Here is a 24,594-nt window from a genome sequence, read left to right on the forward strand (position 1 = left end):
CCGAATGTTATTAACGCTGATGCTCGGCTTTAATGAATTGGCCGACACCAGGCTTGCCGGTCACAACGCCAGCTTCATAAACTGTCGTACCTCTTACGAAGGTATGCGTAACCTTCCCTTGCATTTCCATTCCGTTGTAAGGACTCCAGCCTGCGCTGGAATGAAGCTCCTGCTCATCCATCGTCCAGGCAACCGTCGGGTCAATAATGACGAAGTCTGCGTCATAACCTTCCTTCAAGCGGCCTTTGCGATGACCGAGACCAAACACGTCGGCAGGCCTTTGACATAGCAGCCGAACCAGATCGGTCAGCGACAGCTTGCCCTTCGCTACGCCCTCGCTATAAATGACGGGCAGCAGGTTTTCGACGCCAGGAGCGCCGGAGGCATTATTGAAAATATCGGCATCTGATTTGCGCTCCAGCAGCCATGGCGCATGGTCGGACGTAATCATATCGATTGTGCCGGCTTTCGCAAGCTCCCATAGGCCGTCAACATCCTGCTTCGTACGAAGCGGCGGATTGATCTTGCCCTTCGCCTTCAAGCGTGGCATATCATCCTCGCTAAGCGTCAAATAATGCGTGCACGTCTCCGCTGTCACCCTTGCACCCAGCGAACGGAAATACTCTGCCAGCTGGAAAATACGCGGGTACGTACAGTGATAGAGATGCAGCTTCACGCCCGTCTCGTAAGCCAGCTCCATCACCGTCAGTGCAGCTACCGATTCGCTTACTTTGGGCCGGCTGCGGTTATGCGACCGAGGGTCGCTGCCCTCTGAGCGGTGCTTGTCGATGTAGCGCCGAACGATTTCATCATTTTCCGCATGAACGCCTACCGGACAGCCCGTCTCCGCAATAACGGCGAACGAATCAAGAAGCTGCCCGTCGTCGATGCGCGGGAAGCGAAAGGAGTCGGTGTTGAACATCGACACTTTAAAGCCGCAGGCTCCCGCTTCCGCCAATTGGCGGATATGCTCATAGCCGTCCTGCTTGTGAATCGTTACCAGCATCGCCATATCGACAACAGACTGCTGCTCCAGCAGCTGCCGTTTCTCCTCGAACTGCTCTAACGTGCAGATCATACCTGTTGCATCGTAAGGCATTTCGATAATCGTCGTCACGCCGCCTGCGGCTGCCGATTCGCTCGCCTTCTGAAAGCCTTCGTCCAAGGAGCTGTAACAGTGAACATGGGCATCAACAGCACCGGGAAGCACGAAGCTGCCCTCCGCATGAACGACTTTGGCTGCTGAGGCTTCGGCAAAGGCGGCATCGCCGATTTTGCCGATGGCGGTAATCACACCGTCCTTCACGCCCACTGCCGAGTCATAAGACACACCTTCCGGCAGCACTATGTTTCCGTATATAAGGAGATCAAAGGATGGATTCATTGCGTTCTTCTCCTTCCGTATTTAAGCCTTGGCGAACGAGCGCATAGACGGCGCTAATATCCGGAGTTAATGGACGGTCAACCGTCAATGGGGGCACGACGCTGCGAATTTGCTCGTACAGAACGGTTGAGGCTGTGCTCAAATCCGCCTGGGAGCCGCGCAGATCAATCGCTTGCGCAGCATGCATGGCTTCAATTCCGAGAATATAGTATAAATGATCGATAATTTCGGCCGTCTTGCGAATGACAAGCGGCGTATTGTTCGCATGATCCTCGATATCGCCTGCAATGGCGAAATAGTCCGCCGACACCGGATTGGAGAGCAAACGGATCTCCGCATCCAGTGACGTATACGTCTTCTGCAGCGTACCGAATGCGATCGTCCCCGGACTTGGCGCTAGAAACCGGCCAAGACCAGTGAAGGATGGCGTGCCCAGCTTAAGCGAGCGGTAGCAGGAAATTTTCGACACATGACTAAGCGCAATCGCGAATGATTCGAACGCTATCGTCCATGACGTCACATCGAAGTTGGAGGAAGGAACGACTCTTCTCTCATCAATCAGTACGCAGGGATTATCATCGGAGCCATTCAATTGAATGAGCAGTTGACTGGTCGCAAACGCCAGCGCATCACGCGCAGCCCCGTGCACATGGCAGGCGCTGCGGAAGCTCAGCGGATCCTGAATGCGGTCGGTGCGATCCATCGCCTCCAGAGCCCCGCCGCGCAGCCGCCTTCTAACGTTGGCTGCGCTTATTGCAGCGCCCTCGAACGGCCTAACCCGGAACAGCCCTTCTTCGAACGGACTTGTGCAGCCCTGCAGCGCTTCCAGCGACAACGTGAATATCGCATCAGCTGTGTCCAGCAGCCGGAGCGCCGAAGCCGCAACAAGCGCCGCCGTTCCCGAAGAAAGCGCATTGGAGCTGACGATCGCAAGCGCATCCTTAGGACCAAGCCGGCCCATCGGAACGAGGCCTGCCGCTTGAAAGGCGTCGGCAGCCGTTATCGTCGCGTCCTTGTAAATAACGTCGCCTTCGCCGAGTATGGCCTGCCCGATATGGGATAGCACCGAGATATCAGCGGCTCCCACCGATCCGCGGAGCGGAATTAGCGGATGGATGCCGGCATTCAGCATATCGCGGTACATGAAGACGATTGCAGGCTGCATGCCAGTGCAGCCCACCAGCAGCGAGTTCAGTCTGGCCGTCATAATTGCCCGGACCTGCGCTACGGACGCAAACGGCCCTACAGCGGCGGAATGGGAATAGATTAAGTTCCGATTAAACGTCTCATACATCTCGGGCGTAATCTCGCAGTCTTTATTCAGTCCGACCCCGCGGTTCAAGCCATAAATCGGCATGCCTCCGGCAGCAAGCTCATGGATTAAGTGATGCGCTTCCTCCACCCGCTTCACAGCCAAATCCGCCAGCTCTACACGATAATGATCAACGGCTATCTGCTCCAGCTCGCGAATCGAAAGATGCTGTCCGTCCAGTACGATGACGCGATCCGTCTTGTTGTCCTGTTGTTTCCCCTCTGCTATGTCGTTCATTCGAGACACCTTCTTCGTTGAAGTCAAAAACCCGGCTAGCTCACTCTGCCCCTTATTCGATGCCCTTCAGACCATATTCCGCCAGCGAAATACCAAGCGCTTTCTCTACCTCTGGATAAACAGTCGGGTCCTTCACGCTGGAGCTCAGCGGCACAAATTGCTTGTCGATTGCAAACAAAGCCAGCTCCATGCCCTCTTGCACGCCGCCAACGCTAATTGGAAGACCCGTAGCCGCTTCGAAGGTCGTAATAACGTCCGGATAAGTCGTCAAACGATTGCCCTCGGCGTCATCTACTGCCATATATTCATTCATGACATGCAGCGTCAACTGCCCGCCCTGTCCGTCTTCCATCGTAATTGTGCCGATATCGAAGGCGCCGGAGTAATGAACGTCCTTCTTCAGCACTTTGCCGCGTCCGATGATGCGGCCGTTCGATTTTTTTACATACGGTATCCATAATAGCTTCAGCACCATGCGCCTCCGCTTCAATCATGGCGTAGCCCAGTTCCAGCGCCAGTGTAATGCCTCCGATCGCCGCGTGCTCCTTCACATAGGAAGCCGGAATCGGATGACGCGCAGAAGCGATGAAGCCGCCCGACATATCAGATGCTGTCCGCAAAATATTGGATGTCTTCGCCGGAGTGCCTTTAACGACAAGCTCCAAGTAAGAGCCTGTATCTCTTCTGCCGCCTACGACAACTTGAATCGTCTCGTAGTCGGTGCGGGAAGCAAGCCCCATGGAGCCCATCTTGCCCGTCGGATGCGCCCGGATATCGCCAGTAGCGTCTACGACGACCAAGCCAAGCGCTGCTGCAGGCAGCCAGCCGTTAATCGTGCTGGACATGCCGTTCTGAGGTGTCATAATGCCGACGACTTTGCCGTCAAAATTGTCCATGAGCAGCTGTACCGCTTTAATATAATCGACGCCCCACATTTCCCACTCGTTGCCTGCAGGCGCGCCAATTGCTGTCGCTGTTACGATAATTGCATCGTCTGGAAGCTCATCAACCGATACCAGCTTTGGCCGGCCAATGCCTACTGCAGCTCCGCCGATTTCGAGGCCATGATCAACCCAGCCGCCGCCGCCGGAAGCGAATACCGCTCCTCCTCTTACCGCAGCCTGTACATCCTTTATCGTTAATTCACGCATTACGCATTCCCCTTTCGATTCGTGTCAATCCGTCTAATTCCTTTTTTATCTACTTCATCAAGGGACTCTTCATAGCCTGCATCTGCATAGCGCAGCACGCCAAGCCCTGTATCGTTATCAAGCGTCGTCTTCAATCTCAGCTCAGCGTCCGAGGTGCCATCGGCAACCAGCGTCACGCCGGCACTCGTCATATAGCCGCTGTAACCGCCGCCGCCGGAATGAATCGCAACAAGATCAGCCATGGAGGAGCAGTTGATCATCGCGTTGAGCAGCGGCCAGTCGGATATCGCGTCACTGCCGTCCAGGAGATTCTCGGTCATAATGTTCGGATGCGCCATCGCTCCGGCATCCAGATGGTCGCGGGAGAAAGCAATCGGGCCGCTCAGCTCGCCCGCCGCTACCATGGCGTTCACCGCCAGCGCCAGCTTCGTACGGTCGCCATGGCCGAACCAGCCGATCCGTGCCGGCAGACCTTCCACCGGAACGTACTTATTCGCCAGCCGAATCCAATTGACGGCGATCTCGTTGTCACTGAACTCTTTCAATATATATTGGTCAATCTTGCGGATATCTTCTGCATCTCCGCTCAATGCGACCCAGCGGAACGGGCCAATAGCACGAGCGAACAGCGGACGGAGAAAAGCTTCTGTAAATACAGCGATGTCAAACGCATTCTCTACGCCGTATTGCACCGCCTGCGAGCGAATGTTGTTGCCGTTGTCGAAGACGATAGCGCCGCGGCGCTGGAATTCCAGCATCGCTTCCACTTCGATCGCGATGGAGGCTCCAGCATCGGCACGGAGCTGCTCCGGCGCTGTTTTACGGAACTCTGCCGCTTTCTCCAGACTGTAACCGTTCGGAATATATCCGTACATTAGATCGTGAGCGGAGGTTTGATCCGTCACGACATCCGGCTGAATTCCTCTGCGCACTAATTCAGGGTATACGTCTGCGGCATTGCCGAGCAGCCCTACAGACAGGCTTTCCTTCTTGGCTTGCGCCTCTGCAACCCAAGCGAGCGCCTCGTCCAGACTCGCCGTTTTCTTCTGCAAATAGCCGACCTCAATTCGTTTGTCGATACGAGCCTCGGATACTTCTACGCATAGAATAACGGCTTCAGCCATCGTTCCCGCAAGCGGCTGCGCGCCGCCCATTCCGCCTAAACCTGCGGTCAGAATGAATTTACCAGCCAGACTGCCGTCGAAATGCATGCGGGCGATCGATTGAAAAATCTCATACGTGCCTTGAATAACGCCCTGCGAACCAATGTACTGCCAAGCCGCAGCCGTCAGTCCGCCCCAGACGATCAAGCCTTGCTCTTGATATTTATAAAAGTTGTCGCTCGTCGCCCATCTGCCAACGATGTTGCAGTTCGCCATTACGACGATCGGGGCATATTTATGCGTCCGCATAATGCCAATCGGTTTACCCGACTGGATGACGAGCGTCTCGTCTTCTTCTAATGATTTAAGCGTGCTGACAATGGCATGATAAGAATCCCAATTGCGGGCCGCTTTCGCGAGTGCGGCGTAAACGGTAAGCTCCTGTTGATTTTCACCATTTTCGAGAACGTTTTCGAGCATGCGCAGCAGCGCCTCTTGCCTCCAGCCCTTGCAGCGAAGCTCGCCGCCCCGGGCTGCCATAATTCTATCCATTTCAGTCACTCCTTATTATCAATATTTAATAACAAATTTCTATCTACCAATAAATTAACAAAGGATTACCAGCTAGTCAACAAAAATCGTGAGGCATGCGTCAGTTTAAGTAACGCACTAGGGATTGGCGGTTATTTTCACAAAATAACAACATCCTAATTAAACCCAAGTACATCACTAAGAATAGTTGATTACCGCCGCTAAAACAACCTAAAAACGAGCCTCCAGCTTCACCGCTGCGGCTCGTTTTCTCTCATTATCATTATTCGTCATTTGATCTGCGATATTCCAATTGCCGGTTATAATTTGCGATACTCCGACACGTGGGCGCCTTTCTTTTTCTCAAAACTCTCTTTATACTCCACAAGCCCAATCTCGCAACCCGGGCCGACTGTGATCCGGTTACCCCGAACGACTGCCGCTTTCGTATGCTCAATATAAATGTCGTCCCCTTCAATAACCGCCACAGATAAAGATGCCTGCCGGTGAGGACGGAAAAAGAAGTAGTTAAGAGGATTGCGCAGACTCGCTTTGCGAATGGAGATATGCTCCCCGCCGATTTCTTGTACCCTGGAATCTTGATATAACCGGATATCAATCTCACCCGCATTTAACAGTCCGCCGATCTCGAACATCCCTTGAAGCTTGAATTTATCGGCTGCGCAGTCTCCTAGGACCAGCAGTTGCCCCGCTAGCTTTAATTGTTCAGCGCTCAAACTCCCCTTCGTTTCAACAGAACCTGAGCCCTGCAACTTATTCATTCTAGCATCACCGCCCACTGCAGCTGTCCCCGTTAACTTCATCTGCCCGGCACTGACGTCTCCCGAGAACGAACCGGTACCGATCAACGCAATCTGCTCTGAATTCAGGCTTCCGTTCAAAGCGATAGTGCCTATGCATTTTAAGCGGACGCAATCGACATCTCCATCCACCACACCATCGCCAACCACTTTGACCCTTTCGTAGCGGCCTCCGGGGGCTGATGAATTGCCTGTAATGATCAAGTTCCCTTTCAGGGACTCTATTCCGGTTAATCCCATCATACATCCCCAGCTCCTTTTTACTTTATAATCGTTCTGCCCGTTCGACCTTGGCGTTCTTGTCTTGTTCAAACTTCGTTTTGTATTCCACCAGACCAATCTTGCAGCCCGGCCCGATTACGATATTCGTTCCTCTGACGACCGCTGCAGCGGTATACTCCAAGTAGATGTCGTCACCTTCCACGATCTGCGTGGTCAATTTGCCGGCAGGAGAAATCTCAGGTGTCTTCAGCCAATCCGTCAAAGAGACAGCAGGCTGTTTCTGTATATGAATCTGTCCGCCAACGATTTCATTAATCTGACTATTGCCATTCAGCTCAATATGGGCACTGCCTGCGTTCAGCACTCCCATTCGCAATTTGCCGGTTGCATGAAGGCTTTCCGTCTCACATCTGCCGTCTACGATGACCTTAGCGTCTAGCCTTAGGTCCTCCCCGATCAGATCACCCTTCACTTCCAGCTTGCCTTTGGCAACAATGGTATCCGAACGAAGATTGCCTCCAATGAAAGCAACTCCCTCCAGCTTCACTTTCTGGGCGCTGACGCTCCCATCTACCTTCACTTTTCCTTCCAGCTTGAAATTCGTGCAGACGACGTCGCCATCCACATCTCCGACACCTTCAATTGTAGCCTCTTGAAAAACACCGCCTTTTAAGGCGCCTATGCCTGCTATGGACAAATGACGAACGTGTTCTTCTACCATTTCCTCTGCCTCCTTTATAGTATGGAAATTTTTAGCTTCAATTCCTCTATGCACTTAGCTACAGAAACTCGAAACACCATTTTTGTCCCGCCATCGAAAAAAACCTCGCTGCCCGCTGACAGCATCATAAATACGGACAGCCCCATTTTTCGAATCATCAGTAAGTCACAATTTTTCCCCTCGTACTTCCCATAGTGCTCCATGAGCGTACGCAGAAGATGCGGCCCCTCTTCCAGGCTCATCTCGCCTGACAGCAGGCTCTGATCGAGAATGTACAGATATAAGGTTTGTTCAAAATTGTAGAGCTCGGTTTGGCCGACATAAGGTGCCGCTAATTCGATTGAAGGCCGTGAAACAATGTTCCGTTCTAATATATCAAGCACACGAATCGACTGCCCGGACGGGGTCGGCGAGAACATTTCCGCCAAATCATCCAGTGATAAGCCGTCTTTCATATGAAGGATTTTATCAATTCTGGCGAGCATAAGCTGCTTCGGAAAAAACGTCTCTTGTCCGGTAAATGCTGACTTTCGAATAAACCACTCTTCAGGTATGATCCCCTTGCGTTTCCAACGGTACAACTGACCGTATGATATGCCTGTCATATCAAGCAGCTCTTTCTTGGAGATGAGTTCTTCTTCCATGGTAACGCCCCTCTCTTCACTCAATGTAACATAACATTGTTACGCAGTAAAGCTGCTCGAAAGAATCTATAAAAAAGAACGCACCCTGTTGGGTGCGCTCGCTCCTGCTCTCAAGCTTTCGTTCGGTATCAGGCAAGGACTCGCTGCGCGTTTTGGTTCATGCCGCCATGCTTGATTCCATTGTTTTCATCGCTTTCCCGCTGAACAATGGATAGAATCTGCACAAAGTCATCCTGAACTCAAAACGCTCCGCTCATCCCATACGTGCTAACTATCCCCGCTTAAGCTTACTCGCGTTTCACTATCTTCAATCCTTTCGCGGCTGTGCTGGTACCGCGTACCTGGAGGTATGTGGAGTGATAATAGCAGGCTGCAACGAATCAAAATGTAAAAATACAGTTTGGAAGCCGCTTTTTCGGCGATTTACCGCCTCAACATGCAAATATGCAGTTTGTTTGGCCGAAAATGCCCCTATATCGTGGAATAAAGGGATTTCAAATGCACTTTTACATTTTGAACGCTTTTTTGGGCCGTTTGGGGCGGATCAACCTGCACTTTTGCATTTTGATTCCTGTTCACATTAAGGGAGACTCACAAATAGAGTTTATTTAGCATAAGAGCTAGACTAGCATGTTGGAGTTTATTTAGCACAAGGGCTAGACTAGCATGGTCGAGTTTATCTGGCACTCGGGAGGATTCCCATACCGAATCATCTGTTGTATCTGCACAGCGCAGCCATACGATCCACGTTGCTCTCCTGCGAACGGCGTCATATAACGTTACGCCGCTCGCTGGGTGAAGCGTACATGTTCCACTATCGAATTACCTGTTTAACTTGTGCTGCCATATGATCCAAGATGCCCGTTAGCATGGCATGTGATGCGATGCTGCGTTCAGTTTGCGCGGTAATGATAGAGGCTGGCTGAATATACGGTTCATCTACGAGCTCATGCGACCAGACATCGAGCATCGTTGCGATGCAAGGCGGAGTCGCCTCCAGATGAAATTGCAGCCCGACAACTGATTCGCCATAGGCAAATGCCTGCTCGCCGCAAGCCTCGGAATAAGCAAGACGCTTTGCTCCGTCCGGCAGTGCAAACGTATCGCCATGCCACTGAAAGCTGACGAAGGATTGCGGGATCCCTTCAAAAGCAGCATGCTCCTCCTCCGTTCGCCGAACCTCATGCCAGCCAATCTCCTTCTGAGGATTGCGGCTTACGGTGCCGCCCAGCACCTCGGACAGCAGCTGTGCGCCAAGACAAATGCCAAGAACAGATTTGCCGGCATCGATACCGGCACGTATGTAACGCTTCTCCGCGGCCAGCCACGGATACTTATCCTCCTGATAGACACTCATCGGACCGCCTAATATAACAAGCATATCGTAAGAAGCTGCAGGCGGGAGCTCCTTACCTTCGGAAGGATCGAGCACGCGCAACGTAAAGCCCTGATGACTAGCCCAGGACGCTATGACGCTCTCATCGTCAAATGAAAAATGCTTCAGCGCAATGATGTTCATTTCATTTCCTCCTTCCAAGCATTCGTATGATACTAAAGCTTTTGTATAGATAGTAAAGGCTTTATGTAAGGTCTATTAAAGGTTATGAACGTATTTTATTAAAAATAGAGTTTCGCGTCAACTAATATGACATGTTGATTCACGAAAGCCGAAATCGTATTTTACCCAGACATTATACAATTTTCCAGTATATGATTATCTTCTTTGCGAAAATGGATTGTTGCTTGTCCAGTCTCGGTGATAGACTACTAGCGTACCATAAATTTACAGTTTTTAGGGAGGGGGCGTCCGGACGTATTAGCAAGGTTGGTAGAAATAGAAATCGTATTTCAATTTAAAAACTATGAAGAAGGATGTGGATCACATGCAAGCTCGTTTCGTTACAAGAATGTCAGTATTCGTTTTGGTATTTCTCTTGGTTATTCCCGCTTTCGCCGCACATGCCGCGACAAACGCCCAAGCAACGGCCATCACTTCAAATTCGCTGGTACTCAACTGGACGAAGCAGGCTGGTGAAGGCAGCGTTCAAATTTATAAAAATGGCGCCTTGCTAGCGTCATCTTCCGGCACAAGCTACAGCGTAACCGGTCTTAGCGTCTGCACCAGCTATACGTTCGATATCACAGGCAGCGGTTCGTTCGGCAGCACCTCCGTATCAGCCACAACGCTTGGCTGCCCTTCTGCCCCAGTCATCTCCTATACAACAACGCACTCTTCCATCAGCCTGTCTTGGAGCGCATCCAATGCCGTCAGCTATGATATTTATAAAAGCAACACATATGTAACGACTACGTCCGGTACAAGCTATACACTATCGGCAACCCCAAGCACTTCCATCGAGGTGAAAATTGTCGCCCGCAACAGCACGGGCCAAACGGCCAGCTCCACCGTATGGGCGAGCACGCCTGGCTACTCCGACAGCTACACCGGAACAGCCTATGGCAATATTCAGGTAAGCGGCACGTTCAAAAACACGCACGCGACCTACAGCACAACGATGTACCTGACGCTTTACCGCGTCACCAGCTCGGGTGATCAATATGTCGGAAGCACTTCGTTCTCCGTTGGCGCAGGCCAGACCATTTACGGCAATTATCCGATTGCGACGAGTCAGCCTTACGGCACCTACAAGGTCACATTCAGCTCTCCGTTCATTACAGCTTCCGGTGTTTCATTCAGTACGTTCTAAAGCTCTCTATATAAAAGATAAACCAGCAAACAACCCCGGTCATATCATATGGCCGGGGTTGTTTGCTATCTCCTACTTTTCTTCTCTGCCGCCTGAAGCGGCAAGCGCTGCATCCAGCGCATGCTGGCCCTCCTGCTGCGCTTCCCGAAATGCTTGATCAAGCGTAAGCTCCGCGGCTTGAACCTTTTGAAGCTTGTTGCTCATCACAGCATAGAAGTCATTATAAAATCGGGTCGGAATTTTGCCGTAGGAAATTCTGTTATTGACGTTGAAATCGAGCTTATAAAATGAATCAAGTGAATGTCCGTTTAGCTCTGTCATATACCCTTTACGAGAAAGCAGATTGAAGGAGCTTCGTGACTTGATTTTCGCCATTTCGTCGCTGCTCATGTAGCTGATTAACTTCCAAGCGGCTTGAACATTGGCCGATTTCGCATTAATGGCATAGATAGAGCCCACATTCAGCGAGCCGGCATAAGCCGGATTTTTCGGATCGACCGGCTCCGTCACCAGCGACCACTGCATGCCCTTCTTCTTGAAGGCCTCGTCCACTTCGTAGATAAAGGAGAATGGTGCCAGCGTCATCGCGGACTTCCCTTCAAGAAACGCCTGTTTTTTCCATACATCCTCTGTCATTTCCTTCAGTTCAATCTGCTTGATACTGTCTGACCGGAACGCAGCTAGCGCTTGAGTTGCTGCCTGTTTCCAGCCTTCGCTGTCAATCTGAACCTGCATCGTCTGCGCATTCACTTCACTTAACTGGTTAGCGCGGCCGATTTTGTACATTAAGCCGACAGGCGACGATTCCCATGGCATTAAAGATAAGCCGTACACCTTCGACTCTGGGGACTGGGCTGCTCCGCCTCCAAACCTTTCAGCCAGCGCCAGCACCTCCATCCATCCCATCTGATCCGTTGGATAGGCAACACCATGCTGATCAAACAGATCCTGATTGTAAAATAACGCTGCCGCCATAAAGCTTGGCGGCAAGCCATAAATACGGCCGCCCCCTTTCACCTTCAACAACTCGGTTATGCTGGGCAGAAAAGATTCCATCGGGTATTTATCCTTCTGAATCAATGGCTCCAGATCGAGAAGCACGCCTTCACCCGCTAGCCTTTCATAATCATCCTGAGTCAGTTCGAGTATGTCGGGCTTCTCCTTATCGATCCATTCTCTCAGCTTCCGTTCCCGGTCGTCTGTCTCATGGTATAGATTATTCGTCTCTGCAACCGTGACGCTCACATCCGGATATTTGGATGCAAACAAATCGCCATACTCTCTGTAAAAGGAGTCTTGGTAGATATACATGATTGTAACAGTTCCGCTAACAGCTTCTTGCTTGGATTTCCCGGTACAGCCAGCCGCCAAGAAAAGCAGCATAAGTCCGCAAAAAGCAATTAAAAACAGCTTGCTCGTTCCCCTGCGCATACGAAATACATCCCCTCTCCCACAAAACATGGAGTTATCGTCCATAATAACCGATTTATGGAATTAGGTTAAGGAGCGTTGCTACGTCAACCATGGGTTTTATTGCGCAATCGACTTATGGCGGCAAGATATAACAAGCAAGATAGCTTATCTCTGCCCATAAAAAAACGGCCGCCTCAGAAAGGCAGCCGTCCTCATTTGTTTATTCGTAAATTTGGACGAGCAGCGCACCAATTGCCTGCATTGCTTCTTCCTCACGCTCGCCGTCAATTTCAAGCGTTACTTCATCGTTCATCTTGATGCCCAGCGTCAGCATGCTGAGCGAGCTTTTTCCGTTCGCTTTCTTCCCGTTGCTAAGAACGGTAATTTTGCACGGAAATTCGCTTGCTGCCTGCACAATTGTTTTGATCGGACGAACATGAAGCCCCGTCGGATTGAGTATGGTATAAGATTTTGTGATCATTATTTATTCTCTCCTTTCATTATTGCTTGAACGTAAGCCTGTACCTCTTGCTGGCTTCCAAGCGTCAGCGCGTGTCTAGCATGCTCCTGCCACTCGGCATAATTCAGGCTTGCAAGTAACTCTCTAGTTTGCAGCAGGGAACCGGCGCTCATGCTGAATTCATGAAGGCCAAGTCCAAGCAGCAGAGGAACCGATGCCAGATCACCGGCCATTTCGCCGCATAATCCGACCCATTTCCCCTCTTGTCGTGCCGCATCGATAACAAAGCGAATTAGACGCAGAATGGAAGGATGGCTAGGCTGATACAAATACGAAACCGTCTCGTTCATCCGGTCTGCCGCCATCGTATATTGAATCAAATCATTTGTGCCAATGCTGAAAAAGTCGACATGAGGCGCGAACAGATCAGCGGAGACAGCCGCCGAAGGAATCTCGATCATCATTCCGATCTCGATGCTTTCACTGACCGCAACTCCAGCTGCAATCAGATGCTGCTTCTCTTCGTTCAAAATGCGTTTCGCATCGAATAACTCGTCGCGAACGGCAATCATCGGAAACATGATCTTTAGATTGCCGTATTGGCTGGCACGAAGCAAAGCCCGAAGCTGCGTACGGAACAGGTCGTCGCGCTCCAGACAGAGGCGCAGCGCCCGCTGACCGAGAAACGGATTGCTTTCCTTCGGCAGATCCATATAAGGAAGCTCCTTATCCCCGCCGATATCCAGCGTGCGGATAACGACCGGCTTGCCAGCCATTTTTTCCAGTACATACTTATAGCTCTGGAATTGCTCTTCTTCAGAAGGCAACTCCTGGCGTCCCATGTATAGAAACTCGGTACGGAACAGGCCAATTCCCTCAGCACCGTTATCCAAAGCTTTCTGCACATCATCCAGTTTGCCAATGTTGGCAGCAAGCTCGACCGTGTGCCCATCCTTGGTCACCGAAGGCTTATCGACCCATACAGCCAGCTCGGCTTTCCGTTGATCGTAACGGGCTTTATTCAGACGGAACTGCTCCAGTGATTCTGAATCCGGATTGATCCATACCTTTCCTTCAACAGCGTCCATGACGATCAGATCGCCGGACTGAATCTCTTGGATGGCTGCACCCGCTCCTACAATTGCAGGAACGTCCAATGACCGGGCCATGATAGCGGAGTGGGATGTTCGGCTTCCAATCTCCGTTACAAAGCCGCGCACCGATTCCAGATTCAATTGGGCAGTGTCTGAAGGCGTCAAATCGCGAGCGATGATAATGCATTCCTCTTGAAGCTGCGTATGATCGCTGCCGCCTACGCCGCGCAGCAGGTCTAATACACGCCCCCGCACGTCACGGATATCGACTGCCCGCTCCCGCAGCATCTCGTCATCCAACTGGCTCAGCATTTCTATGAATGACTGCGATACTTCATAAAGGGCAAACTCTGCATTAACTGCGTCATTCTCGATATTTTCTACGACGACATCGACCAGCTCCGGGTCCTCAAGCAGCAGCAGATGGCCTTCGAAAATTTCGGCTTTCTCTGCGCCAAGCTTGCGTTCTGTCGCTTCGCGAATACCCTCGATCTGTTCTCTAGCGGCTTCTATCGCTTGACGGAAACGTGCTACTTCCTGCTCTGGCTGCTGAATCGTTGTTTTCTGCGGAATATACTCTTCCAGCTCTATCGTAACGGCTCTTGCGATCGCGATACCCGGCGAAGCCGCAATGCCTTGAAGTTGTGGTTGTAATTGTGTCATCGCTTATGCCTCCTGCCTTTGTTGAAGCGTTTCGTATTGGCGGATGATGGCTGAATAAAGCGGATGCCCCTCCCCAATTCCTGTATAGTGAGCAATTGTGTGTCCGATTCCATTCTCCGAAATAGCACGCTGAACTTCAACGGCCTCTGCATCTTCTGCAAAATCGAAGGATAAAGCGGCTGCAATCGCCTTGATCAATCCCGGTGTCTCAATGCCAAGCTCGTGGGCGAGCAGAAGCGGACGAACGAGCCGGTCATTCGGCGACAGCTTGCGGATCGGAGAACGGCCAACGCGCACCACTTCATCCGTCAAGTAAGGGTTGCGGAAGCGATCCATAATAACGTCGACATATTTGCCATGTTCTGCTGCATCGAATCCATGCTCGCGAACGAGCACTTGGCCTGTTTCCCCTAACACTTCACCAAGCATAGCTACAATACCTTCATCCTTCATCGCCTCTTGGATCGTCTCATAACCTTGCAAATAACCAAGGTATGCGGCGCTGCAATGTCCGGTATTGACCGTAAACAGCTTACGCTCAATGTATGGGCCTAGCTTATCAACATACTTCACATGCTGCAAAGACGGAAAGTCTGCCGGAAGCGCCGAACGGTCGATCACCCATTCGCAGAACGGCTCAACCGTTACCTGCAGCGAATCTTCATGCTGCTGCAGCGGGACAATCCGGTCAACCGCCGCGTCAGGGAAGGTAGCAACAGATTCTGCACGCTCTCTTAACTCAGGAGACAGCTTACCCAGCACATGACCTTTGAGTGCCGTGCTTCCGCCAATCGCATTCTCGCAGGCGATGAAAGGAATTGCTTTTGCTCCTGCTTCAAGACGGAGCTCGATTCCCTTCGCTATGCTCCCCGCCAAATAAGGCAGCGCGCCTAAGCCAACGGCTGTAGTCACGATATCGGCTTCAGCAATTGCCTTCGCTACCTGCTCCTCATCGCGGCCGTTAATTGCAGAGACACCTTTTACAATGAAATCTTCTCCGGCCTCATTCGCCAGCGTTACCTTATATTCCCCCCGTTCGTTAATAAGCGCTACCCGCTCTTCATTCACATCAACGAACTTAACGGCGTACCCCGACTCCGACAGCAGCAAGCCGATAAAGCCGAGGCCGATATTCCCTGCTCCAAAGTGGACGGCTATCATAGGTCCATCCCCTCTTCAAAAATCGCGATCAGTTCATCTTCAGTTTGCGCCTGCAGAATGCGCGCCATATCCTCTTCTTCCGAGACCAGCACAGCAACGCTGGAGAGCACTTCCATATGCTCATCGCCAACTGCTGCAAGCCCAATGACCAGATTAGCCGTCTCGCCGCCGAAATCGACACCGCCCGGAATGACAAGGATCGACATGCCCGTCGATTTGATGAAAGGCTTGGAATCATTCGTACCATGAGGCATAGCGAGACCCGCTCCCAAATAAGTAGAAGACAGATTCTCGCGCTCCAGCATTTTTTCTACATAGGTTGGTTCAACATGTCCGGCATCGACAAGCAATTGTCCAGCCATTCGGATGGCTTCCAATTTGTCGGCTACTGCTACGTTAAGTTTAACTTTCTCTCTATTTAAAATGTTCATGTAAGGTCTCTCCCTCTCCATTTGGACTGAATATAGGCTTCTAGCTGCTGGGAAACGTACAGCTTAATTGCGTCTGCCTCTGCGTCTTCGAGCAAAGCTTCGAATTCCGGCTGCAGCAGCAATACGCTGATTTCACTTAAGATTTCGAGGACAGGCCGGCTCAGTTGAAGGGGTGCCAGCATGAGCAAAATCCGGCGCACTTCGTTATCCCCGCCCTCACCAAGCCACAACGGCTCTTCCAGACGATAAAGCTTTAAAATAGGTTTGCTGATATGGTCGCTTCGAGTATGGAACAGCGCAAGCTGTGTTCCGGCTATTGCCTGACTGCTCGCCTGCTCACGCTCCAGCAGCAGCTTTGCTACTGCCGCAGTACCCTTCGGCTCCAGTTCAGAGGCTAATGGAGCAAGCAATGAAGATACGACATCGCTGAGCGGTCCGGATGAAGCAAGGAGCTGATGAACGGCAAACGGCTCCAGCACTTGAATAATCGCTGACGTATAAGCGTTCATCTGTTTCATCCGTTCCCAGCCGCCTGCATCCTCGCGTTTTCCTTCCTCACTCCAAGCTGCCTCATCTATGGACAGGCTGCCCATAAAGGCCCGCAGCTTTTCCGTCTCCTCGCCCGTCAGCAAGGGACTAATCTTGACGTAGCGTCCCGCATCGATAGGCAAATCAACAGTTGAGACTATGAGATCATATTGCGTTTGCGGAATTCTAGATGCCTCATACCAGGAATAATTGCCGATTAGTTCAATTCGGGGAAATTGCTTGGCAATTCGTGCCGCCAGCAGCTTGGAAGAACCAATTCCACTGGTGCAGACAATAATGGCTCTAACCCGCTTGAGCTGATTCAGCCGTTCCATCGATGCGCCAAAATGCATCGCAAGATAGCCGATTTCCTCATCAGGCACTAGCTTCGCAAATGGCAGTTCATCTATAGCTCCCCTAATCGCATTAAATAATACAGCAAAATCTTTACGAATCTGCGCGAGCAGCGGATTGCGGATCGCCTCTCCCCGGCTCAGACGATCCATGGCCGGAGCCAAATGATTGACCAAGCCTTCAAGCAGCGATTGATCTTCATCGAAAGGCATATTCAGCTTTTTGCCAATCGTTTGTATCAGCCGATCAGCAGCATCTGCCGCCGCCGCTCCATTCTGATGAAGAAGGTTCTCCTCCTGTTTGACGGCTTCTGCCATCGCATGGACGAACAGGCTTTGCATCGCTTCGAGCTCCGCCGCCGGCCATTCCCATGGGAATGCATCAAGGAATGGCTGCAAGTGTGGCGGAGGCAGATCCGTGGTATCCCCAGCCGCCTCGTTCCCTTGCTTTCCAGACTTTCGGTTGGACAGCCAGTGACCACATCGCATGCGGGCGACAGCAATAGACAGCTTAAGCAGCAGACGCATATAGGCGGTCTCCGTCAAACGGCGCGGCCACTTCTCTTCAAGCTCCCACAGCATCCGCTCGATGGGGAGGAAATGATCTTTTCCCACCATATGCAGCAGCCGCCTGGACACCGTCCATGGATTCGAAGAGATAGGACCAGGATCGAATAGATCGGATTCATCCAAATACTCGCGAACGAGCCATTCAATCAAAGCACGCTTGGCGCCTTCCATCCCCTTAATTTCTACCCCATATCCTCTTTTACGAATAAGCTCAAGCTTATACTTGCTCAATTGCGGATCGATTTCGTCCAAATCACGGCTAATGGTAGGAATAGCGGCACGCATCTCATAGGCGAGAGAGAACAGCTTAATTGGCTCAAAGGCTTCAAGCAGCCGGCATAAAATTAACGTTTTGCGTTCTTCCGGAGCGTACGTAACCGTCTCGAAATGAGCGAGTACCTTATGGAACTGGACGAGATTATCTTCAGAGCCTTGGATTGCGATACCCTTCCCAGACTTCGTTGCCAGAAAAAGCCCGTAGTCCGACAGCAGCCCCTTCATCTCGCTAATATCACGATGGACGGTTCGTGCGCTTATTTGTACTTCCTCCGCAATTTCATTGGCGGTAGCTTCCTTCCGCTGAAGCAGCACTTCCAAAATCCGCCGTTGCCGATTTGATACAATCAAGACCGTTCTCCTCCTTCCTGGGAAATGGAGGAAACGCCGACGAAAATTACGTCAGCGCTCCACGATCATTCCGTTAATTTTTGCTCAAGCGTTCAGCCAAGCGATCATACTCAGCACTCTTGAGGAAATCATCAATGGAAATGTGTTCGGCTTCAGGTGCTTTTAGTTTTGCCCTTGCCGTTAATGTTTTATGGGTAATAACAATATCGGCATCCGTCGGAATTTCGCTGATCGCCGTATTAGTAACGGTAACGCCGACGTTTGCTTTTTGCAATTTCTTGCGAAGAATCGAAGCGCCCATTGCACTGGAACCCATACCGGCATCACAGGAGAATACGATTTTCTTCACATCTTCTACAGCTTTCTCAGTACCGACTTGCGGAGCTTCAACTGCGGAAGCTGCTGTTCCCTTGGCTTCTGCCTTCATTTGCTGCATTTTCGAAGTAGCTGCACCTAGTTCATCTTCAGCTGTCTGCTTGCTGCCCTTCAAGAATGCAGCGGCAACGAGGAAGGATACGACGGTAGCGACAGCAACGCCTGCCAGCATTGGCAGCAAGCCGCCCTTAGGCGTCATCGCGATATAGGCAATAATACTGCCCGGTGAAGGCGTTGCGACTAGACCCGCTCCAAGAAGCGAGAACGTGAATGTGCCTGCAACACCGCCGGCGATCGCTGCAAGCAGCAAGACCGGTTTCATCAGAATGTAAGGGAAATAAATTTCATGAATACCGCCCAGGAAGTGAATGATGACTGCGCCAGGCGCAGACTGCTTCACCATGCCGCGTCCAAACAGCCAGTACGCAAGCAGAATGCCGAGACCAGGACCCGGATTCGACTCCAGCATGAAAATAAGCGATTGACCGGTTTTGACCGCCTGATCCATCGCGATCGGTCCCAGCACGCCGTGATTGATCGCATTGTTCAGGAACAATACTTTGGCCGGCTCAATCAGTATGTTCGCCAGCGGAATCAGATTATGATTCACGAGGAACTCGACGCCGTTCGCCAGCACCTTGCTGACTGCTTCGATAACAGGTCCAATTCCTTTGAAAGCCAGCAATGCAAGCGCACCGCCGATAATACCCGCCGAGAAGTTGTTCACAAGCATTTCGAAGCCGGAACGGATTTTACCTTCAATCGACTTGTCAAACTTCTTAATTAACCAGCCGCCAAGCGGCCCCATTAGCATCGCGCCCAAGAACATCGGAATGTCCGAGCCTACTACAACGCCCATCGTCGCCACGGCGCCAACGACCCCGCCGCGCGTGCCATGCACCATGTTGCCGCCCGTAAAGCCGATAAGCAGCGGCAGCAAATACGTAATCATCGGTCCAACAAGCGATGCGAAGCTTTCATTCGGCAGCCAGCCTGTCGGGATGAACAACGCGGTTATTAAACCCCAGGCAATAAATGCGCCGATATTCGGCATTACCATGCCGCTCAGAAACCGTCCAAATGTCTGAATGGCCACTCTTGCTCCGCCTTGGGAGCCCGTATTTTCACGATTCACTTGACTCATTAATGTGAACCTCCCTCTATATATAGACCGCGACCGGAATTACTCTTGACCGTGTCGCTCTTGCTTTATGATAAGTTGAAAGCGATTACAATACAACGAAATGAAAACCATGTTGCGTCATCATGCTTGTTGACAAAATGTTTGTTGACATCCGGGGCGGCAGACAGCACATACTTTTATAGGTTGGCGGTAAAGGCGGAGGGTACCATTAATTTCAAGGACTGATTAGTCAGTCAACCGTTACGTTGTGCAAAAGGCGCTGGTTATAGAATGCACAATTGATGCGGGTTTTACTCGCTTGCACTGTATAATTATCTATTAACCAAGAATTCAAAGTTTGAAAAGGGGAATTATGATGGGCTGTACCGCTGGCTGTAGGGAATCAAAATGTAAAAATACATGTTGTACAACATACTATCGTTGATTTCACGCATCAAAATGCAATAATGTAGGCTGATTGGCCTAAAAAGCTTCGCTAAGGCCGAATTCAAGCATTTCAAATGGACTTTTGCATGTTGACAGCTATTTGAGGCCGTTTGAGGCTCATCAAAATGTATATTTGCATTTTGTCCTCTACTTAGCACCGGAGAGGTTCATGTGTGGGGAAGTCGGAATCACAGTGGGGTTGGGGATTCCAACTACAGCTATCTGACGCCATCAGAAATACCGCTAACAAGCGAATCATAGAGCAGAAGCATTTCATGAGATGGACGAATGCCCAGCTCTCTTTTGAGCAGCTTCACATACTCGGTATACTGGGCCGTGAGCCCCTTCTTGTCGCCGTCGTTCCCGTACTTCTTCATCAGCAGCCCGACAACTGATTCGTCAAGCGGATTTCGCTCATGAAGCTTCAACAGAAGCTTTGACGCAGCTGTTGAATTCGGCAGAGCCAGAAGCGTCTCGGCCAGATTTTTTGACAAAGGATGCATATCGTTCTGAGAGGCGGTCTGTCTCATGAATAGCCCAGACATAGGCTTTGCTGCCGAACAAATCCCCGGTATAGAGCCGTTCGACGATCAGCGCCTCTTCGACATTCGCGGCTCCGATTTTGCCCAGCTGTCCTGCCTGACGTTCAAACTCCTCATAATCGACAACTGCATCGTCCAGCTCCAGCACGTAGCCGTCATTCTCGGAACGGACCGCTTCCCGAAGGCCAACGGGCTCCAGCGACTTCCGCATCTGATAGACGGTCGTATTGAGATACTTCTCCGCGTTAATACTGGTCATGCCCGCAAAAATATCGGTTACGAGCCGAGCACGAGAAATCCGCCTGCCTCGGTTCAACAGCAAGTATGCGAACAATTCCGCGCTTTTACTCGAAATCCATTTCACACGTCCCTCTTCACTGCGAATATAAAAGTCGCCCAGCGCGGAAATGCTAGTTCGTTTAACGTTAGCCGACGCATGATCTGAAGACTCCAACTGCTGTACCGATTTTCGGCTCTCCAGCACCCGATGAATCGTTCGCTCCAGCCTCTCTTGCGTGACCGGCTTAACGAGATAGTCAAGAACAGACAGCTCGAAGGCTTCCAAAGCGTAGTCCTTATGAGAAGTTACGAATACGATTTGTGTTTTGCTGCCTGCCTTATCCAGCTTGCCTGCGAGCTCCAGCCCGCTGCCGCCGGGCATAGATATATCCACAAAAGCCAGTTCAACATCGTTGTTGTCATTCAAAAACGAAGTCGCAGACTCTGTATCAACAAATGTTCCCGCTACTTGAATCTCGGCATATTTGACTAGCATTTTCCGCATGATCAAATGCATGACGGGCTCATCATCAATCAATATTACTTTCATAGGTTTTCACCCCGCTTTTCTCTCATTTCCTCCGCTGCCAATAGCCCCAGGGAGGGTAAAAATAAAAGTCGTGCCTTGTCCAGACAAGCCCTCAAAACGCAGACTGCCGCCGTGCATACGAAGAAACTCCCGGGTCAATACGAGTCCGAATCGCATCTCGCCCCCTTCTTCTCCGCTAGCAAATCCAGGCTCCTTGAAGAACATCTCGTCATGCCGCAGCAGCTCTGCTGTTCTCTCATCAATCCCGATTCCGTTATCGCTCACAGAGACAGTTACCAGTTCTCCCTCCATAGCAGCATTTACCTCGATGCTTCCTCCGATTTCAGTGAACTTGATCGCGTTGGACAACAGGTTTCGGAAAATAAGATCGAGCATCTCTTTGTCCGCATTCACGGCTAGCTTATCATCTATGCGCTCGGTAATGCTTATCTTCTTCATACCTGCTCTTGCTCCGGCCAGCGACAACGCTTGCCTGACGACTTGCTGCAAATTCCAGGATTGCGGACGGAAAGCTACCTCTCCATTCTGACTGCGATACCAGTCCAACAGATTATCCACGAGATTATGAGTGCCGCGAACTTGCCGCCTGATCTCCTGGAACACCTCCGCCTTCGCGATATCCGTATCTGTCGGCTCTTCACCTAGCAGCTCAGTCAAGCTGACAAGCAATGCGATCGGATCGCGAATATCATGGGCCATTACAGTAAACAGCTTGTCTTTAAAGGCATTCAATTGAGACAGCCGCTGTGATTTCTCTCGCAGCCGCTCTTCGTTCTCTTTCAACTCGGTAATGTCGTTGAACATCAGCATTTGCCCAATAGGAGACGTACCGGTATCGTATATATAGGTCAAGCTGCAAATATAATGCCGCAGCCGGTCATCAAGCACACGCTGGAGAGCAAAGCGTTCATCCTTATATTTGGTTTCCGCGATTCGTTCAAGCAGCTCCGGACAAGCCGACAGCATATCTTTTCCCGATACTGGAAAGCTCTTGGTCCACCCCAGCTCGGGAAATATATCTTCTGCGGCACGGTTATGGTTGACGATTTGACCTTCATAATCCAAAAGAATGACACCGTCGCGAATCGTATCGAACATTTTGGCATAGGCAAGAGGGGTTAACCGCAGCAAGCGAATGCGGAAGATGCCCCAAGCATACACAAGGCCAGATACCGCGAAGCCAAATGGCGTGAAATCAATTACTTTGCTGAACATATAACCGATATTGAACAGCATTGGCACTGCCGCCCCTAGTATAAGGACGAGAATCTGCTTCCTGACAATCGGCATGGCCCTTAGATACATCGGTACAAACAACAGAATGCCAAGGAGCATAATGGTATAATTGTAGACTGCATGCACAGCATACCAAGGTCCCTTGACCGTGTTGTACAGAGGTACTGCACCGTTCACATTCAAGACGTATTCTTCATAAATCCAATGATGCCAATCGTTAGTGAGATGAAGCAGGAATGTTAACGAGGGGATGATAAAGAGCAGTATGGCAAGCCACTTCCGGTGACGGACGGCCAAGCCGGTAAACTGAATGACGAGCAGCAGCCAAAACGCCGAAACGAACGGAATACCCAAATATTCAAGCTGCAGCGACAGCTTTACGCTGTTCAGGCTCTCACCTGTAATTTCGAACGCATAGCCGATTGCGTAGCAGGACGCCGCTACCATCATATAGATCATCGTTCGCGCTACCTGAAGATGGCGTTTCCGATAGGATAGAAAAGACACGAACAGCATAAGCGCCGTCGCGAAACATAGCAATATCGCCATCCATTGTCTTGTATCCACGACTGCGCCTCCCTTTTTCCGATTCGTCTATTATTCGACAAAATGGTCTAAAATCCTTGTCAGGGCTGTTATTACACACAGCAAAAACACCCGAATTATGTAATCGGGTGTTTGGTTTATTCTAACTCACATACCCTCAGAAACAGGCTTTACTGCTGCAGGTTTCCCTCCCCGTTTGACCCTCACATATTTCGTAAAACGGACCTCAATTAACTGATAAGAAATATGAGCGACAATGATCGAAGGAATAAGAGATAGCAGCGCATAGATGACAAAGGACCATGATGATGTTCCTATCACGCTGCTTATTTTCGGAACAATACTTTTCAAAGGAAACATCACCATCGTATGCCACATATATAAACTAAAGCTGATCGTCCCCAAATATCGCATCGGCCTCGTCCGTAAAAAGCGCGACAGCCACCCGTACTCCATAATGATCGTAACAAACAGCAAGAAGCTCAGCAAAAGAGCCGGTAAGATTGCATGATTCAACGCTTGAAACACCATATAAATGGCGAGCAAACATATAAATCCACTGAATTGCAAAACTGATGAAGGCTTCCAAATACTCTTGATTCTATTCTGGCTGTAATGTAGTGCTACGCCAACACCGAAGAACAGTGTATCTGGGCGATAATAAACGATGACGATGCATGCGATAACAAATAAAAGAAAGAAGAAATATTTTCGGATCCGATGAGCCTGTTGACTACGATAAATAACCCGAGCGATTACTGCCATGATGTAAAAAAACAACTCGTAGCTCAGTGACCAGGCGACGATCTGTGCAATAGGCAATTCCAGCATCCCAGGCAAGAGTAACGCATTGGATATGAAATGCAGAACATAATCGCCAGGCCCAATACCAGCCATCCATTTGTAGCCTATGAAAGGGCCGAATATGAAAATAATAATATGAATCGTTAAAAACACAGGATAAATACGAAGAATCCGATTCCATATAAACTCCTTAACGGAGCGTTTACCCGCAATGCTCTGTGTAATTAAATAGCCGCTGATGACAAAAAACAAATCGACTGAAATCGGCCCTGCATAATTAATCATGCTCAGAAAGGAAGTGTCTGCGAAGCCTTGAATATACCCTTCAATAGCTGCCGAACCATAGATATGATAAATAACGACAGAGAGAGCTAGCAGCCCCCGCAGCCCTAGCAATGTATAGTTGATATTTTTCACGATGCCGCTCCTATGCGCTCAAACTTCAATTCATATTAGTCCACAATTCCAGAAAAAGCAAAAAATAATCCCGAATCTCCTGAGAGTAGATTCCTTTCGTAAGGATATAAATCAAAATCATCCTTCTCTTTTGCTTTCGCC

The 24,594-nt window shown here is 50.4% G+C and carries 21 protein-coding genes; 1 reads left to right on the plus strand and 20 read right to left on the minus strand.

The window, feature by feature from the left end; genetic code table 11:
- Window positions 1-10: 10 nt before the first annotated feature.
- From TY10_RS22505 to TY10_RS22540, 9 genes are all read right to left on the minus strand, one after another.
- Entirely contained in the window at window positions 11-1,384 is a 1,374-nt protein-coding gene (locus tag TY10_RS22505; RefSeq protein WP_042168565.1) for a dihydroorotase, read from the minus strand.
- A complete protein-coding gene (locus TY10_RS22510) occupies window positions 1,368-2,933 on the minus strand; it encodes an HAL/PAL/TAL family ammonia-lyase (protein ID WP_042168568.1) in 1,566 nt (521 codons plus the stop codon). Before TY10_RS22510 ends, TY10_RS22505 begins: the two co-directional genes overlap by 17 nt.
- A 52-nt stretch (window positions 2,934-2,985) precedes the next feature.
- A complete protein-coding gene (locus TY10_RS31830) occupies window positions 2,986-3,339 on the minus strand; it encodes an S-methyl thiohydantoin desulfurase domain-containing protein (RefSeq protein WP_238327910.1) in 354 nt (117 codons plus the stop codon).
- On the minus strand, window positions 3,239-4,084 hold the full coding sequence (locus TY10_RS22515) for an S-methyl thiohydantoin desulfurase domain-containing protein (RefSeq protein ID WP_238327912.1): 846 nt from the start codon (window positions 4,082-4,084) through the stop codon (window positions 3,239-3,241). The genes TY10_RS31830 and TY10_RS22515 overlap by 101 nt, the downstream gene beginning before the upstream one ends.
- On the minus strand, window positions 4,084-5,739 hold the full coding sequence (locus TY10_RS22520) for a urocanate hydratase (RefSeq protein ID WP_042168571.1): 1,656 nt from the start codon (window positions 5,737-5,739) through the stop codon (window positions 4,084-4,086). The genes TY10_RS22515 and TY10_RS22520 overlap by 1 nt, the downstream gene beginning before the upstream one ends.
- Window positions 5,740-6,038: 299 nt before the next feature.
- Window positions 6,039-6,782 carry a hypothetical protein gene (locus TY10_RS22525; RefSeq protein WP_052350716.1) on the minus strand — a complete coding sequence of 248 codons (744 nt, stop codon included), beginning with the start codon at window positions 6,780-6,782 and terminating at the stop codon, window positions 6,039-6,041.
- A 22-nt stretch (window positions 6,783-6,804) separates the two neighbouring features.
- On the minus strand, window positions 6,805-7,482 hold the full coding sequence (locus tag TY10_RS22530) for a hypothetical protein (protein ID WP_042168574.1): 678 nt from the start codon (window positions 7,480-7,482) through the stop codon (window positions 6,805-6,807).
- Between the two features lie 14 nt (window positions 7,483-7,496).
- On the minus strand, window positions 7,497-8,126 hold the full coding sequence (locus TY10_RS22535) for a YhbD family protein (RefSeq protein WP_042168577.1): 630 nt from the start codon (window positions 8,124-8,126) through the stop codon (window positions 7,497-7,499).
- Between the two features lie 814 nt (window positions 8,127-8,940).
- Window positions 8,941-9,645 carry a type 1 glutamine amidotransferase gene (locus TY10_RS22540; protein WP_042168580.1) on the minus strand — a complete coding sequence of 235 codons (705 nt, stop codon included), beginning with the start codon at window positions 9,643-9,645 and terminating at the stop codon, window positions 8,941-8,943.
- 364 nt (window positions 9,646-10,009) lie between these two features.
- Between TY10_RS22540 and TY10_RS22545 the strand changes: the two genes are divergently transcribed.
- The gene (locus TY10_RS22545; RefSeq protein ID WP_042168583.1) at window positions 10,010-10,834 is read left to right on the plus strand and encodes a hypothetical protein; all 825 of its coding nucleotides are present in this window, start codon (window positions 10,010-10,012) and stop codon (window positions 10,832-10,834) included.
- A gap of 72 nt (window positions 10,835-10,906) precedes the next feature.
- Here the strand turns inward: TY10_RS22545 and TY10_RS22550 are convergent, their stop codons facing one another.
- The 11 genes from TY10_RS22550 to TY10_RS22595 form a co-directional block, all read right to left on the minus strand.
- Window positions 10,907-12,265, minus strand: a complete 1,359-nt coding sequence (locus TY10_RS22550; RefSeq protein WP_042168586.1) for an ABC transporter substrate-binding protein — start codon at window positions 12,263-12,265, stop codon at window positions 10,907-10,909.
- 202 nt (window positions 12,266-12,467) lie between these two features.
- Window positions 12,468-12,728: an HPr family phosphocarrier protein gene (locus TY10_RS22555; RefSeq protein ID WP_042168589.1), complete on the minus strand. Its 261-nt coding sequence runs from the start codon at window positions 12,726-12,728 to the stop codon at window positions 12,468-12,470.
- Window positions 12,728-14,464 (minus strand): phosphoenolpyruvate--protein phosphotransferase, encoded by a 1,737-nt coding sequence (ptsP, locus tag TY10_RS22560; RefSeq protein ID WP_042168591.1) that lies wholly within the window; start codon window positions 14,462-14,464, stop codon window positions 12,728-12,730. Before ptsP ends, TY10_RS22555 begins: the two co-directional genes overlap by 1 nt.
- A 3-nt stretch (window positions 14,465-14,467) precedes the next feature.
- Window positions 14,468-15,625 (minus strand): mannitol-1-phosphate 5-dehydrogenase, encoded by a 1,158-nt coding sequence (locus tag TY10_RS22565; protein ID WP_042168592.1) that lies wholly within the window; start codon window positions 15,623-15,625, stop codon window positions 14,468-14,470.
- Window positions 15,622-16,056 (minus strand): PTS mannitol transporter subunit IIA, encoded by a 435-nt coding sequence (locus tag TY10_RS22570; RefSeq protein WP_042168595.1) that lies wholly within the window; start codon window positions 16,054-16,056, stop codon window positions 15,622-15,624. The genes TY10_RS22565 and TY10_RS22570 overlap by 4 nt, the downstream gene beginning before the upstream one ends.
- On the minus strand, window positions 16,053-18,134 hold the full coding sequence (locus TY10_RS22575) for a BglG family transcription antiterminator (protein ID WP_042168598.1): 2,082 nt from the start codon (window positions 18,132-18,134) through the stop codon (window positions 16,053-16,055). Before TY10_RS22575 ends, TY10_RS22570 begins: the two co-directional genes overlap by 4 nt.
- Window positions 18,135-18,207: 73 nt before the next feature.
- Window positions 18,208-19,653: a PTS mannitol transporter subunit IIBC gene (locus tag TY10_RS22580; protein ID WP_042168602.1), complete on the minus strand. Its 1,446-nt coding sequence runs from the start codon at window positions 19,651-19,653 to the stop codon at window positions 18,208-18,210.
- A gap of 644 nt (window positions 19,654-20,297) precedes the next feature.
- Window positions 20,298-20,507, minus strand: coding sequence for a bacterial transcriptional activator domain-containing protein (locus tag TY10_RS30030; RefSeq protein WP_052350717.1), 210 nt, complete (start codon window positions 20,505-20,507; stop codon window positions 20,298-20,300).
- Complete coding sequence (locus TY10_RS22585; RefSeq protein WP_052350718.1) at window positions 20,494-21,450, minus strand: response regulator; 957 nt, start codon at window positions 21,448-21,450, stop codon at window positions 20,494-20,496. The genes TY10_RS30030 and TY10_RS22585 overlap by 14 nt, the downstream gene beginning before the upstream one ends.
- Before the next feature lie 6 nt (window positions 21,451-21,456).
- On the minus strand, window positions 21,457-23,253 hold the full coding sequence (locus TY10_RS22590; RefSeq protein ID WP_042168604.1) for a sensor histidine kinase: 1,797 nt from the start codon (window positions 23,251-23,253) through the stop codon (window positions 21,457-21,459).
- Between the two features lie 126 nt (window positions 23,254-23,379).
- Window positions 23,380-24,453: an acyltransferase family protein gene (locus TY10_RS22595; RefSeq protein ID WP_042168607.1), complete on the minus strand. Its 1,074-nt coding sequence runs from the start codon at window positions 24,451-24,453 to the stop codon at window positions 23,380-23,382.
- Window positions 24,454-24,594 lie beyond the last annotated feature (141 nt).

Origin of the sequence: Paenibacillus gorillae, from assembly GCF_000513275.1 — a bacterium.
Lineage (GTDB): Bacteria > Bacillota > Bacilli > Paenibacillales > Paenibacillaceae > Pristimantibacillus > Pristimantibacillus gorillae.

Bases quoted from the DNA above. Each gene is read 5' to 3' on its own strand.
- TY10_RS22580 (WP_042168602.1), bottom strand. From the start codon at position 19,653: ATGAGTCAAGTGAATCGTGAAAATACGGGCTCCCAAGGCGGAGCAAGA.
- TY10_RS22515 (WP_238327912.1), bottom strand. From the start codon at position 4,084: ATGCGTGAATTAACGATAAAGGATGTACAGGCTGCGGTAAGAGGAGGA.
- TY10_RS22535 (WP_042168577.1), bottom strand. From the start codon at position 8,126: ATGGAAGAAGAACTCATCTCCAAGAAAGAGCTGCTTGATATGACAGGC.
- TY10_RS22550 (WP_042168586.1), bottom strand. From the start codon at position 12,265: ATGCGCAGGGGAACGAGCAAGCTGTTTTTAATTGCTTTTTGCGGACTT.
- TY10_RS22525 (WP_052350716.1), bottom strand. From the start codon at position 6,782: ATGATGGGATTAACCGGAATAGAGTCCCTGAAAGGGAACTTGATCATT.
- TY10_RS22585 (WP_052350718.1), bottom strand. From the start codon at position 21,450: ATGAAAGTAATATTGATTGATGATGAGCCCGTCATGCATTTGATCATG.
- TY10_RS22530 (WP_042168574.1), bottom strand. From the start codon at position 7,482: ATGGTAGAAGAACACGTTCGTCATTTGTCCATAGCAGGCATAGGCGCC.
- TY10_RS22520 (WP_042168571.1), bottom strand. From the start codon at position 5,739: ATGGATAGAATTATGGCAGCCCGGGGCGGCGAGCTTCGCTGCAAGGGC.
- TY10_RS22565 (WP_042168592.1), bottom strand. From the start codon at position 15,625: ATGATAGCCGTCCACTTTGGAGCAGGGAATATCGGCCTCGGCTTTATC.
- TY10_RS22545 (WP_042168583.1), top strand. From the start codon at position 10,010: ATGCAAGCTCGTTTCGTTACAAGAATGTCAGTATTCGTTTTGGTATTT.
- ptsP (WP_042168591.1), bottom strand. From the start codon at position 14,464: ATGACACAATTACAACCACAACTTCAAGGCATTGCGGCTTCGCCGGGT.
- TY10_RS22540 (WP_042168580.1), bottom strand. From the start codon at position 9,645: ATGAACATCATTGCGCTGAAGCATTTTTCATTTGACGATGAGAGCGTC.
- TY10_RS22510 (WP_042168568.1), bottom strand. From the start codon at position 2,933: ATGAACGACATAGCAGAGGGGAAACAACAGGACAACAAGACGGATCGC.
- TY10_RS22570 (WP_042168595.1), bottom strand. From the start codon at position 16,056: ATGAACATTTTAAATAGAGAGAAAGTTAAACTTAACGTAGCAGTAGCC.
- TY10_RS22505 (WP_042168565.1), bottom strand. From the start codon at position 1,384: ATGAATCCATCCTTTGATCTCCTTATATACGGAAACATAGTGCTGCCG.
- TY10_RS22555 (WP_042168589.1), bottom strand. From the start codon at position 12,728: ATGATCACAAAATCTTATACCATACTCAATCCGACGGGGCTTCATGTT.